The following is a 12,833-nucleotide window of genomic DNA, read 5'->3' as shown; positions in this document are numbered from 1 at the left end:
GCGCGGGCCGGCCGTGGTGACGAGACGACCACCCTCCCGTGTCTCGCCCCTCGGAGCTTCTCGATGCCCCTCCCCCTGTACGTCCTCGCCCTGGCGGTGTTCGCCATGGGCACCTCGGAGTTCATGCTCGCCGGCCTCCTCCCGGCCCTCGCCGCCGACCTCGGCGTCACCGTCGCGACGGCGGGCACGCTCACCTCGGCCTACGCCATCGGCATGGTCGTCGGGGCACCGCTCATGGCGGTGCTCGTCCGCGACCGGTCCGGGCGGTCCGGACTGCTCGGCTTCGTCCTCGTGTTCCTGGCGGCCCACGCCCTGGCCGCGACGACGACGCGGTTCCCCGTCCTCTTCGCGGCCCGCGTGGTCGCGGCGTTCGCGAACGCCGGGTTCCTCGCCCTCGCCCTGACCACCGCGGCGGCCCTCGTGCCCGCCGACCGCACGGGCCGGGCCATCGGCGTCCTGCTGTCGGGGACCACGGCGGCCATGGTCGCCGGCGTCCCCGGCGGCTCCCTGCTCGGTCAACAGCTCGGTTGGCGGGCCGCGTTCTGGGCCGTGGCCCTGGCCTGCCTGCCCGCGGCCCTCGGCATCATGACCTGTCTCCCGAAGCACCGCGGGCCGGCCGGCGGATCCGGCGGGACGGAGCGGGCCGCCTTCCGGCTCCCGCTGCGGGCGGAGCTGTCCCGCCTCGGGCAGGCGCCCGTGCTCCTGATCGTCCTGCTCACCGCCCTGGTCAACGCGGGGACCTTCGCGGGGCTCACCTTCCTCGCCCCGGTCGTGACCGGAACCGCGGGGCTCCCCGCGTCGTGGGTACCCGTCACCCTGATGCTCTTCGGCGTCGGCTCGTTCCTCGGTGTCAGCGCGGCGGGACGGCTCTCCGACCGGCGTCCCGGTCTCGTCCTCGGCCTCGGCGGCCCGCTGCTGCCGGTCGGTTGGGCGGCGCTCGCCCTGCTGGCCGACCGACCGGCCCCGCTGCTCCTGCTCGTGACCGCGCAGGGGGCCCTGTCCTTCGCGGTGGGCGGCACCCTGATCACCCGGATCCTCCACCGGGCGGCCGGGGCCCCGACCCTCGCCGGCGCGACCGCGACCGCCGCGCTCAACATCGGGGCCGTCGCGGGACCGGTCCTCGGCGGTGTCGCCCTCGACACCGCCGCCGGGCCCCTCGGGCCGCTGTGGGCCAGCGGGTCCCTGGCCGCCCTCGCGGTGCTCCTCGCCCTCCCCCTGCGCGCGGCACTGGTGCCCGACCGGTCCGGGAGGCCGCTCCGCTGACGGGCCGGCCGACGACGCCGCGACCGCCGACGCCACCGAGACCGCCGATGTCGCCGACACCGCCGCCCCGGAACGCTCAGGTGCCCTGGGTGAAGGTGCGGCGGTATTCGGTGGGGGTGGTGTCGAGGATGCGCTGGAAGTGCATGCGGAGGTTGGCGCCGGTGCCCAGGCCCACGTCGGCGGCGATCTGTTCCATGCTGCGCTCCGAGCGTTCCAGCAGTTCACGGGCCGCGTCCACACGGGCGCGCAACACCCACTGCATCGGCGTGTAGCCGGTGTCCTCGGCGAACCGTCGGGAGAAGGTCCGGGCCGACACCCCGGCGTGCCGGGCGAGGACGTCCAGGGTCAGGTGCCCGTCGAGGCGGCGCAGCGCCCACTCTCGGGTGGCCGCGAACCGTTCACCGAGCTGTTCGGGCACGCTGCGCGGCACGTACTGGGCCTGGCCGCCGCTGCGGTAGGGGGCGGCCACGAGCCGGCGGGCGGCGTGGTTGGAGACGTTCACCCCGTGGTCGCGACGCAGGATGTGCAGGCAGAGGTCGATGCCGGAGGCGGCGCCGGCGGAGGTGAGGACGCTGCCCTCGTCGACGAACAGGACGTTCTCGTCCACGCGGACCTCCGGCCACTTCGCGGCGAGGGCCCGCGCGTAGTGCCAGTGGGTGGTGGCCCGGCGGCCGTCGAGGAGTCCGGTGGCGGCGAGGGCGAAGGCACCGGTGGAGATCGCGGCGAGGCGGGCACCGCGCGCGTGCGCGGCGATCAGGGCGTCCACGACGGCCCGCGGCGGGTCCTCCCGGTCCGGGTGCCGGTAGCCGGGGACGAACACGATGTCCGCCCACTCCAGGGCTTCGAGGCCGTGCGCCACGGCGTAGGAGAGCCCGTCCCCGCCGGTCACGGCGCCGGGTTCCGCACCGCACACCCGCACCTCGTACGGCATGCTCGCCCGGGTGGTGAACACCTGGGCGGGGATCCCCACGTCGAGGGGCTTGGCGCCTTCCAGGACGAGGACGGCGACGTGTTGCGGAGCAGAGGAATCAGGCACGAGACGAGGGTATGCGGGGCCCCGGGCACACGGACCCGCAGGTCGGCGGCCACGCCGGGGGTCCTCCGAGGAGGACGCCGCCGGGCGCCGGACGGCGAGGAAAGCGGGCGGGCTAGGTGCAAGAGGTGAGAAGGAAGCCCGTCCATGGCCTCGCCGGGGCCCACGCTAGCAGTCAGCCCGGGATCAGGTCGCGCAGGTTTTCCGGGGTGACGATCCGGGAGTCCGGGTGCAGGCCTTCGGGCCGGGCCGGACCGATGTAGGTGACGGGCACCTCGGGCAGGGGTGTGGTGTCGCCCGGTGCGCGGACCGTGACCGTGCGGGCCCGGTCGGCCAGCAGCCCGGCGAGGTGGCGGACCGTCAGGTGGTCCCGTTCCACGAGGCTGCGCACCAGGGCCGAGACCGTCACCCGGTTCTCCTCGACGCGGTTGGCGTGCGGGCTGCCCTGGAGGTACAGGTGGAGCCAGTGCGCGTGCCAGCGGCCGTCCTCGCCGCGGAGGAAGGCCAGCGGCAGGGCCACCCGGCCCGGCCCGCGGAGTTCGGACTTCGTGCGGACGGTGCGCGCCTCGAAGGGGCGGCCCCGCTGCTCGGTGTCGCGGGTCATGTAGCCGAAGAAGGATTCCTCGGTCTCGTCGAAGCCCTCGCCGGAGTAGATGTTGACCTGCGGCACGATGACGGTGCCGGGGACGGCCTCCAAGCGGAGGTCGATGAACTCGGAGGCGCCCTGCGGGGCTTCTGTGACGTCCCCGGAGTGCACGCCGCCGAGGGCCTTCAGCTCGGTGTAGGAGAGCCAGGACACCGTCTCGTAGGAGGCGTCGAGGACGAGGGCCGACAGGTCGTAGTCGGTGTCCCGACGGCGCTGCCGCCAGTACACGAAGAAACGGAGCAGTTCGCCGTCCACGGGGGATCGGGAGCCGCGGGGCAGCACACCGAGCCCGGCGGCCGTGGCCTTGCCGCTGAGCGGGAGGCCGAGGTCGAGGGCCTCCGCGTCGAGCACCAGGTGACCGGGATCGGGCAGGCGGCCGCGGAGCTCCGTGTCGATCGCCTCCGTGAGGGTCCGGCGGTCGGTGGCCCGGAGCGGGGGCCGGGTGTCGGCGGTGACCCAGGCGCGCCCCCGGCCGTTCACGAACACGCGGCGCGCGGGCGGGAGCGGGGTCGGGGACGGGGACGAGTCCGGAGCCGGGTTTTCCGGGGTGGGGTCCACCGGGGCCACGGCCCCCGGGACCGGCCCGGTGACGGCGCGGCCGTGCAGGTGGTCGCGTACGGAGAGCAGGACCCGGCCGGACACCCGGGGGAGGCAGCCGGTGGCCGCGGCCACCACGGCCTCGGCGGCGGCGGGGTCCGGGGCGGCGCGCAGCAGCCGGTCCAGGTCGCGGAGCAGCTTGCCGGGGGCGGCGGCCGCGAGGAGCCGGGCCGCGCCGGGGGCGTCGCCGGCCGCGAACAGTTCCTCGGTCCGGCTGTCCAGGGTCCGCGCCGGCAGCTCGCCGCGGGCGACGGCGAACACGTCGGCGGCGTGCGGGAAGCGCGGGTACTCGTGGGGGTGCAGGCGTTCCCCGAGCCGCTTGAACCGCTCGCGGTGCGCGGTGACCTCGGCCAGCCGGGCGGGGTCGGCGGCGACCACGGCGTCCAGGCCGGCCAGCAGCGCCCGGCGGACCGGGCGGGACGGGGCGCGGAAGCGGGTGGGGGTGGCGAGGGAGACGTCTCCGTCGGAGAGGGCGCAGGCCAGGCGGAGGACGTCGGTGACGGTGTCGAGGAGGAGGTCGGCTCCGGCGGTGAGCCGGGCGCGGTTGACGACGGCCCGGTTCTCGCGGACGGGCAGGGCCTCGGGCCGGGGTCCGTGGGCGTGGTGCCCGGCGAGCACGGCGAGGTCCCGCAGTCCCTCCTCGCCGAGCGGGGTGACGGACCCGGCCAGGGCGAGGTAGAGGGCGGTGCTCTCCTCCTCGGGGGTGCCGCCGGGGTGCAGCACGGTGGTGCGGTCGCCCGCTCCGGCGATCAGCTCCTCGTGGGCGGCGAGCAGTTCCGCGTAGGTGTGCTGGTAGGTGCCGTAGCCGGGGAGGGAGAGCAGGTCCAGGGTGCCGCCGAGGACCGGGGCGGCGGTGCGGCCGCGGAGTCGGTCGCGGAAGCGGCCGAGGACGCCGCCACGGGTGTCGGGGTCGGTGAGGGCGCGGGCGGCGCACTCCGCCCAGAACGCGAGGGTGTCGGGCACGCCGTGGGGGAAGTCCCGGAAGTAGGCGTTGTGCCGCACGTGGTCGCCGGTCAGCTCGCGGACCGTGCCGAGGGTACGGTCCGCGAGGGCGGTGACCTCGGCGGCGGGCAGCCGGTGCAGGCGCTCCAGCAGCGGCCCGGAGAGCTTGAAGCCCACGGACATCAGGGCGATGTCGAACTGCCGTACCGCCGCGGCGCCTTCGTCCCGCGCGTCCGGGGCGGGCGCGCAGGCGGCATCGGAAGCGGTGGTGGCGGGTGCCGGCAGGGGGACGCGGTGGGTGTGCCGGACGACGATCTGTTCGAGTGGGTGGCCCATCCCGGCATGATCTCAACAGCGTCGGAAGGCCCGCACCCGGGTTTCCCCGGGCCCTCCCGGTCGGGGTACGGAGCCCCCGGTGCGGGTACGGGCGTGGGCTCCTCCCGGTCCGGGTGGGGGTGTCGGGCGTGATCGTGAACGGCCGGTAGTGGGCTGGGCACGGGGCGCGGCGCGCCCTAGCGTCGGGGGGACCGACCCGGACCGACCTCGGGAGCCCCACATGAACCTCGTCACGCGCCTCGGATCGACCCTCGGGGCCGCCGCGGCCGCGCTGCTGCTCTGTGTCGGAACGGCCGCGGGAACGGCCGCCGCGAGCGGCGGGCCCGCGGCAGCCCGGGTCGGTGGCAGCGGAGCGGGGGCGCAGCCGGTCCCGGTGTCCACGATCACCAGCCTCAGTCCGGAGGCCGCCGGAAAGTGTCTGGACGTCTACGACTGGGGCCGGGGCCCCTGGATCCAGATGTGGCAGTGCCACGGCGGCGACAACCAGTCCTGGAGCTTCGAATGGAACGGCACCAGCGGGGGCTGGAACATCCGCAGTGACGCGAGCGGACTGTGCGTGGACGGCTCCCTGGGCCGCGCGGAACAGCTGATCCAGAACCCCTGCGGCGACGGGCTGGGCCAGGCGTGGAGGATCGACTCCCTGCCCGGCCCGAGCCGCATGGAGAACATCGCCTTCCCCGGCCAGTGCGCCGACATCTACAACTGGGGCCGCAGCTCGGTGGTCATGCTGTGGGACTGCGGCACCCAGCCGAACCAGTACTGGCTGTTCGACTGACCGGCCACGGTCGGGTGTCCCGGAGGGCCGGCGAAGGTGTGCTCGGCCGGGACCGAAAATCGGGCGACAGCAGGAGACCGGGCGCCCTAACGTCCGCAGACATGTCACCTTCACTTGAGCGTCCCCCCTTCCGGGCCGACGAACGCACCGCGCTCGTCGGCTGGCTGGATCTGCAACGGCGGATTCTGCGATGGAAATGCGAGGGCCTGAGCGAGGCCGACGCGCACCGCTCCGTCATCCCGACCTCGCCGAACATGACGATGGCCGGGCTCATCGGCCACATGCGATGGGTCGAGCACACCTGGCTCGAAGTCCTGTTCCTGGGCGGCGACACATCACGGAACCCGTCCTTCGACGACACGGACGAGAACGCCGACTGGCGCACCGACGGCATCTCACTGGAGCGGTTGCTCGACGACTACGAGGCCCAGTGCGCCCGGAGCAACGAGATCGTGGCCGCGGCCTCCCTGGACGACGTCGGCCGCCACCCCGACTTCCACTCCGCGAACGCCAACCTCCGCTGGATGCTCATCCACCTCGTCGAGGAGACCGGACGGCACGCGGGGCACGCGGACATCGTGAGGGAGCTGCTCGACGGGGCGAAGGGGTACTACTAGGCCCGTCCGATCCGGCGGAGCGGGGTCGAAGGGGCGCTTTGTCCGGTGCGGTACACCGCAACGCGGGCGTGCTTCGGCGGCGGAGCCATCGGGACGTTCGTGGCAACTCGGCGTCCAAGCTCTTCAACGACGGCCTAGCCGATGAGGACCACGCGGGTCCACGGGGGCGGGGCCTCGGGGGTGTAGTGCGGGTCGGATTCGTCGGCGCGGCGGGCGGGGCGGGGGAAGAGGCCGACCACGGTGCGGCAGCCGGACGGTTCGGAGGGCCAGGGGGTCTGGCCGTCGGTGAGGGCGACGATCACGTCGGGGCGGGGCCGGGCGCGCAGCGCGCGGGCGAAGCCGGAGCGCAGGTCGGTGCCGCCGCCCCCGATCAGTTCCAGGCTCTCGGCGCGGCAGAGCGGGACGGCGATGCCCGCGGCGGCGTCGCAGGAGATCACGGAGACGAGGTCGCGTCGCCCGCCGACGGCGCGGACGATCGCCGCGACCTCCAGGAGCGCGGAGCCGAGTTCGGCGTCGCTGACGGACCCGGAGGTGTCGATGACGACGCACACCCGGGGCGGGGTGCGGCGCAGGCCGGGGAGGACGGCGCCGGGGACGGCGGCGGAGCGTCGGGACGGCCGCCGGTAGGTGTGGTCGCCGCCGGCGCCCGGCGCTCCGACGGCGGCGCGGACCGCCGCGCCGAGCAATTGCCGCCAGGGCTGCGGCGGGTGGAAGGCTTCGTCGGCCCACCGCCGCCACCCTTCGGGGGCGTCCCCGGGCCGCCCGGTGATGGCCTCGGCCACCCGGAAGCGGACGGCGTCCCGCTGTTGGCGGGTGAGGCCGTGGGCGCCGTCGGGGCCCAGCTCCCAGGGCCGGGCGTGTCCGTCGGCGCCGCTGCCGCAGTCCAGCCAGGCCAGGCGCGGGGTGCGGCCCGCCATGGAGAAGCGGTTCAGGTACTCCTCCATGAGGAGCCCGTCGGGCAGTCCGAGCATGCCGGGGCGGACGGCCCCGGTGGGCATCGGCAGTCCGTCGCCGTAGATGTCGTCGTTGATCTCGAAGTCGGCGGCGATGTTCTGCCGTTGCCGGTTGCCCGGTCCGCCCTCACCGTGTTCGCGGGCGTGGCGCTCGCTGCGGGCGTGGTGGTCGCGGAGCAGGTGGGAGACCTCGTGGACCCAGACCCCGGCCAGTTCCTCCAGGGGGGTCCGGGCGACGAAGGACGGGGAGACGTAGCAGCGCCAGTGCGCGTCCACGGCCATGGTGGGGACCGTGCGGTCCTCCACCAGGTGCAGGGCGAACAGGGCGCCCGCGAGGTACGGGCGGACCTCGGCCGCGTACAACCGGGCGGCGAACAGCTTCTCCAGGTCGAGGGGCGGCACCGGCCCGGCGGGCGCGAGGGGGAGGTCGACGCGTACGGGGCGGGGTGCCGGTGGCGGGGCCATCGGGCGCGGCAGGGGCCGGGGGGCGGACGCGCGCGGGGCGGCGGTCATCGGTGGGCCCCCTTCCGACCGCCGGTGCCGGCGGCCGCGGCGGTGCGGGCCACGGAGTTCTCCGCGCGCCGGGCGAGGCCGACGACGCCGGCGAGCCGTTCCACCGCCTCCGGTACCTCCCAGCCGTCGCGCCGCAGGGAGGCCAGCACCTTGGCGGGTCCGACGAGGAGGTCCGGGGTGCCCGTCTCCATGGCCCGGACGAGCACCGCCCAGGCGGCCTCCCAGCGCTCCCGTTCGGGGCGGGCGCCGACGGCGGCGACCACGGCTTCCAGGGCGGCCTGGCGGAGATCACCGCGCTGCGGGAGTTCGGCGGCGGCCGGGTCGGCGAGCAGGAGGTCGGGGTCGGGGAGCTCCATCCGGTCGATGTGGGCGAGGAGTTCGAGGCCGGGGCCGTCGCCGACGGCCCCGCGCACGAGGAGCGCGAGGACGTCCCGGGAGACGGACGCGGCCGTGCCGAAGGCGAGCAATGTCATCGCGGCCTCCCAGCTGCGGGGTGAGGGCCAGGCCCCGCCGCGCCGGGTCTCGGTGGTCGGGAGTCGGTGGATGAGCGTCGGCCTGGCGTGCAGGAAGCCGCACACCGCGCGCCGGGCGTAGTCCACGGACTCCGGCAGGGCCGACGGGTCCAGCCGCGGCAGTTCGGCGCGCGGCCACACCCCGCCGAGGCCGCGCACGACCACGTCCCGGTCGTGGACCCAGTACAGGTGCACGAACCGGTTGGCGAGGGGCGGGCTCAGCTCCCAGCCGTCCGCGGCGGACGCGCGCGGGTTGGCGGCGGCCACGATCCGCACCCCGGGCGGCAGGGTCAGCGCCCCGACCTTGCGTTCCAGGACCACGCGCAGCAGGGCTGCCTGTACGGCCGGGGTGGCGGTGGACAGTTCGTCCAGGAAGAGCAGGCCCCGGCCGGCCCTCACCAGCTCCACGGCCCACTGTGGGGGCGCCATCGGGACCCCGTTGACGGCGGGGTCCTCCCCGAGGACGGGCAGCCCGGAGAAGTCGGTGGGTTCGTGGACGCTGGCGATGACGGTGGTCAGCGGCAGCTCCAGAGAGGCGGCGAGCTGGGTGAGCGCGGCGGTCTTGCCGATGCCGGGCTCGCCCCACAGGAGCACCGGCAGGTCGGCCGCGACGGCCAGGGTCAACGCCTCCAGCTGCTCGTCGGGGCGCGGCTCGGTGGTGGTGGTACGGAGCAGGGCGAGCAGGTCGCCCGCGAGGGCGAGTTCGGAGCGGGGGGCCGGTTCCGCGGCGGCGGTAGGGACGGAGTCCGGGGTGCGGGGCGGGGTGGTGCGGGGGCCGGCGGGCAGGGTGGCGGAAGTCATGGGTATCACCTGGTGGTTCGGGGACGGCGGACCGTCCGGGATGGGGGCGGAGGAAAGGGAGGGTAAGGCGAGGACCGCGGCCGGGCCGCGTGTCGGCATGACGGCATGACGGCATGGCCTCGTGGCTTCATGACGGCATGGCCTCGTGGCGGGCCGACGCGAGGGTCGGGACGGGGTCGGAAGGCGGGGCGGGTCGGTGGGTGTCGGGCCCCGGTGGGGCCGGCCGGTACGGGACAGGCCGCTCCGGGGCCGGGCCGGGCGCGCGTCAGTCGCGCAGGACGGTGCGGGGCCGGCCGCGGCTGTCGCGTCTGCGGCCCAGTACGCGGCGGAGTTCCCCGGGAAGGCTGCGGTCGACGCGCGGTCGATGACCGTGCTCCCCCGTGATCCCGGTGGCCGGATGGCGGCGCACCAGGCCCGCACGGAACAGCCCCTGGTCGAGACGACCCGCGACCGCCGCCTCCAGGACGTCCCGGAGGGGGCCGTCGCGGAGCACGGCGGCGGGCCCGAGGAGCCCTTCGACCACGGCCATGGCCCCGGTCACGTCTCCGTGGCCGAGCCGGTCCCGGACCGCGGGGAGCGCCTCGGGGCTGCGGTGCACGTCGTCGATGGCCCGCAGGCAGGGCAGGCCGGGGCCGCCGAGGGCCATCAGCAGCTCCTCGCGGGCCAGTTCGGCGGGTTCGTGGTCGACGGCCGTCAGGGAGCCGTCCCGCAGGGCGATCCGGTGGACCGCTCCCCCGCACGGCACCCGGTGCGGATCCGTGGCCTCGGCCGCGAACTCCGGATCGTGAACCGGCCCGGCGTCGTGGCCCGGCCCGGCGTCGTGCCACTCCCCGGCGTCCTGCCACGTCCCGACCACGTCCCACGTCCGGCCACCGTCGCCGGTCCCGTCGCCGTGACCGGTCCCGCCGCCGTGGTCCCTCCCCGTGTCGGGGGGTGGTCCCGTCGGCGTCCGGGGCACGGTGGCGAGGGCGGCCACGACCAGCGGATGCAGCCGTTCGGACGGGAAGAGCCCGGCCCGGAGCAGTTCCAGGTCCGGCAGGGGTCGGACGGCGGCCTCCGGCAGGACCGGGAGCACCGCGACCCGTTGCGCGGGCAGCGGGGTCCGGAGCGCCCGGAGCACCGGGGCGTGGTGGTCGTCGGGGGCGGTGAGTTCCAGGACGGCGCGGCTGCGGGTGCCGAGCCGTACGGTCAGGGCACCGCGGGGCGTTCCGGCGTCCCGCAGCAGGAGTTCGGCCTCGGCCGTCCAGTGCGGCGGCAGCCGCGCGGAGTCGTCGCCGGGAGGGCCCGACGCGTCGGTCGCGGGGGCTGCTCCCGCCGCTCCGCAGCGTCGTGCGAGTTCGGCGCCGCGCGTGGCGTCCCAGAGGTGTCGGTGCAGGTCGAGTCGGAACCGGCGGTCGGGATGCGGATGCGGGTGGTGTCCGACCGGTTGCTCGTGGGAGTCCTCCCAGAGCGCCAGGGACATCCGCTGTCCGGCGTCCGCCCAGGCCGGGGGCGTACGGACCACCAGGTGCGGTGCTCCGGTGCCCGGGGGGCCGTAGCGGGCCAGGGTGAGGGTGAGGCCGGGGCGGAGCCGGCCGTCGGGGGCGGTCCGGGGCATGTGCCAGCGCAGCAGGTCGGGTGCCAGGCGGCGGAGGTCGTCCCGGAGGAGGGCGGCGAGGGGGGTGCCGTGGCGGTGGCGCACGGCGCGCAGATCGAGGTCGACGTCGATCCGGGCGGCGGCGCAGGCCCCCGCCCAGTCACCGGCCGCACGGCGGACGGTCGCGTTCGCGATCATGGACGGTGGCACGGCGTACTCGCGTACGCGCCGCCACATCAGCAGGTGGGCGGGGATCGTCTCCGCGGAGTGAACTGCCATCAGCAGTCACCTGGCGCGGACGATTCCCCCAATCCGGAGAGGGTGAAGTTCTTCATCGGGCGCATCATAGGCACCGGTCGGATGATCTGTCAGCCCTGTTTTTCGGTACGGACCGCCAACGGGGCGCGAGGGCGGCGGGGGCGGCGGTACCGCCTCCCTCCCGCCGCCTCCCTCCCGCCGCCGCCCGCGCACGTGCCCCTGCCGGCGCCCCCGGGCGGACGGCCCGGGCGGGTCGAAGGGTGGGGTCAGCCGCTCGCGGCGGCCGTGGTGAGCCGGGCACAGTGACGGACCGCGGCGGCGAGGCCGTCCTCGGAGCGGGCGAGGGCCCGCTGGACACGGGCACCGTTGCCGTGTTCGAGGAGCCGGGCGGTGCCGGCCCGGACGAGTTCCGCGTCGCCCGCGTCCGCGAGGGCGTCCGCGACGTGCCGGTACAGGGCGTCCACGGCCTCCGCGGGGGTGACCGGCTCCATGGTCGCGGGGTGCAGCAGCGGTCCGTCCAGCCCGGACCGGGCCGCCTGCCAGGAGGCGAGGCGGAGCAGGCCGGTGGCGGTTCGGGCCGGGGGTTCGCCGCCCCGCCAGGCCCGGGCCGCGGTCTCGACCAGACCGCGGACGAGGGCGGCGAGGAGGACCGGGGTGGAGGGATCGAGGCACACGTCCGCGGCGCGGACCTCCACGGTGGGGTAGGTGGCCGACAGCCGCGCGTCGAAGTAGATCATGGCGGGGTCGCGCAGGACGCCCGTTCCGACCATGGCCCGCACCTGCTCGTGGTAGGCGTCGGCGGAGCCGAAGAGGTCGGTGGGGCCGGCCGAGGGGAGGCGGTTCCAGACCCGGCCGCGGTAGCTCGCGTAGCGGGTGTCCTCCCCCTGCCAGTAGGGGGAGTTGGCGCTCATGGCGGTCAGGACGGGCAGCCAGGGGCGGATCCGGTCCAGGACGGCCACGCCCTCCTCGTCGGACTCCACGGCGACGTGGACGTGGCAGCCGCAGGTCAGCTGCTCCTGCGCGGTCATCCCGAACTGCCGGGCAGCCCAGTCGTAGCGGTGGCCCGGTGAAAGGGTCGGGCGGACCGGGAGCGGGGAGGTCGCGAGGGCCGCCACCACGGCTCCGGCCGTCTCCGCGTGCCGGGCGGCCTCGGCCCGCAGGCGGACGATCTCCTCCTGGAGCTCGCCCATCTCCGTGACCGGCTTCGTCGCGAACTCCAGCTGCTCTTCGTGGAGTTCGGATTCCAGGGCGGGCACGTCGGGATCGTCACCCCCGGAGGGTCCGGAAGCGACGGGGGTGCGGTCCTCGGCCTTCTCCACCGGGCCGCCCGCAGGGCCGGGGCGGGTGGCTCCGGCACGTTCCGCCGCGGCGAGTACGACCCCCGCCACCGCCAGTGGCTCCCCGCTGTCGGGATCGACCAGCAGCAGTTCCTCTTCCACGCCCACGCTCCGCATGCGGCACCTCTCCTCTGTCGCTCCGCGCCGTGCGCGGTCCTTCCACCGGACCCTGCCCGGCGATCATCGCCCTCCGCCTGCCCGGACCGGCCCGGGACATGCGGGACTTCCGTCCCGTCCGGATTCCCGCGGTTCCGGAGCGAGTCATCCCGCGGACCGGGGGCATGCGCGCGGTATGACACCCAACACACTCTCCGCCCTCGCGTCCGGACCGTCCGCCCTACCGGGCCCGCTCTGGATCCACCTCCTCCTGCTCGCGATCGCCCTGGGCGTCTTCGTGAAGAGCCTGACCGGCAACCGGAACTGACCGCCGCCGCCCCACCGCCACGACGGGACCCTCGTCCACGCGATCGCACCACCGCACCACCGCACGGCCTCACCACCCCCGCGAACGCGCGACATCACCGCATCACCGCGGGACCACGAGACGACCACGGCACGACCACGGGACGACCGGAGGTGGTATGACACCCCGACAGCCACGCACGGCGCGGACCCGTCCGAGCGTCAGGGCCTTCACGTCGCCCGGCGTCCACGGGTCCGCGTCCTTCTTCCCG

The 12,833-nt window shown here is 75.6% G+C and carries 10 protein-coding genes; 4 read left to right on the top strand and 6 right to left on the bottom strand.

The genetic code is table 11. The annotated features are described in order from the left end of the window. Nucleotides 1–63 precede the first annotated feature (63 nt). The gene (locus ABTZ17_RS02905) at nt 64–1,263 is read left to right on the top strand and encodes a Cmx/CmrA family chloramphenicol efflux MFS transporter (RefSeq protein ID WP_352193698.1); all 1,200 of its coding nucleotides are present in this window, start codon (nt 64–66) and stop codon (nt 1,261–1,263) included. A gap of 76 nt (nt 1,264–1,339) precedes the next feature. On the opposite strand, the gene ABTZ17_RS02900 is transcribed toward ABTZ17_RS02905, so the two are convergent. Both ABTZ17_RS02900 and ABTZ17_RS02895 read right to left on the bottom strand, forming a co-directional pair. Further along, nucleotides 1,340–2,299 carry a GlxA family transcriptional regulator gene (locus ABTZ17_RS02900; protein ID WP_352193697.1) on the bottom strand — a complete coding sequence of 320 codons (960 nt, stop codon included), beginning with the start codon at nt 2,297–2,299 and terminating at the stop codon, nt 1,340–1,342. A gap of 172 nt (nt 2,300–2,471) precedes the next feature. Beyond that, entirely contained in the window at nt 2,472–4,817 is a 2,346-nt protein-coding gene (locus tag ABTZ17_RS02895) for a TerD family protein (protein ID WP_352193696.1), read from the bottom strand. 220 nt (nt 4,818–5,037) lie between these two features. Between ABTZ17_RS02895 and ABTZ17_RS02890 the strand changes: the two genes are divergently transcribed. Both ABTZ17_RS02890 and ABTZ17_RS02885 read left to right on the top strand, forming a co-directional pair. Then, on the top strand, nt 5,038–5,592 hold the full coding sequence (locus tag ABTZ17_RS02890) for an RICIN domain-containing protein (protein ID WP_352193695.1): 555 nt from the start codon (nt 5,038–5,040) through the stop codon (nt 5,590–5,592). A gap of 101 nt (nt 5,593–5,693) precedes the next feature. Then, the gene (locus ABTZ17_RS02885) at nt 5,694–6,209 is read left to right on the top strand and encodes a DinB family protein (protein WP_352193694.1); all 516 of its coding nucleotides are present in this window, start codon (nt 5,694–5,696) and stop codon (nt 6,207–6,209) included. A 134-nt stretch (nt 6,210–6,343) separates the two neighbouring features. On the opposite strand, the gene ABTZ17_RS02880 is transcribed toward ABTZ17_RS02885, so the two are convergent. The 4 genes from ABTZ17_RS02880 to ABTZ17_RS02865 all read right to left on the bottom strand — a co-directional run bounded on the left by ABTZ17_RS02880 (nt 6,344) and on the right by ABTZ17_RS02865 (nt 12,276). Further along, the gene (locus tag ABTZ17_RS02880) at nt 6,344–7,549 is read right to left on the bottom strand and encodes a vWA domain-containing protein (protein ID WP_352193766.1); all 1,206 of its coding nucleotides are present in this window, start codon (nt 7,547–7,549) and stop codon (nt 6,344–6,346) included. 122 nt (nt 7,550–7,671) lie between these two features. Continuing rightward, nucleotides 7,672–8,988 carry an AAA family ATPase gene (locus tag ABTZ17_RS02875; RefSeq protein WP_352193693.1) on the bottom strand — a complete coding sequence of 439 codons (1,317 nt, stop codon included), beginning with the start codon at nt 8,986–8,988 and terminating at the stop codon, nt 7,672–7,674. Nucleotides 8,989–9,253: 265 nt separating this feature from the next. Continuing rightward, entirely contained in the window at nt 9,254–10,843 is a 1,590-nt protein-coding gene (locus tag ABTZ17_RS02870; RefSeq protein WP_352193692.1) for an amino acid adenylation domain-containing protein, read from the bottom strand. 245 nt (nt 10,844–11,088) lie between these two features. Beyond that, the gene (locus ABTZ17_RS02865) at nt 11,089–12,276 is read right to left on the bottom strand and encodes a glutamate--cysteine ligase (RefSeq protein WP_352193691.1); all 1,188 of its coding nucleotides are present in this window, start codon (nt 12,274–12,276) and stop codon (nt 11,089–11,091) included. Between the two features lie 175 nt (nt 12,277–12,451). Here ABTZ17_RS02865 and ABTZ17_RS02860 point away from each other — a divergent pair, with 175 nt between their 5' ends. Beyond that, complete coding sequence (locus ABTZ17_RS02860; protein WP_352193690.1) at nt 12,452–12,583, top strand: hypothetical protein; 132 nt, start codon at nt 12,452–12,454, stop codon at nt 12,581–12,583. Nucleotides 12,584–12,833 lie beyond the last annotated feature (250 nt).

It is taken from the genome of Streptomyces sp. NPDC097619 (genome assembly GCF_040302735.1).
Lineage (GTDB): Bacteria > Actinomycetota > Actinomycetes > Streptomycetales > Streptomycetaceae > Streptomyces.
This window is presented reverse-complemented; position numbering and strand designations above follow the sequence as displayed.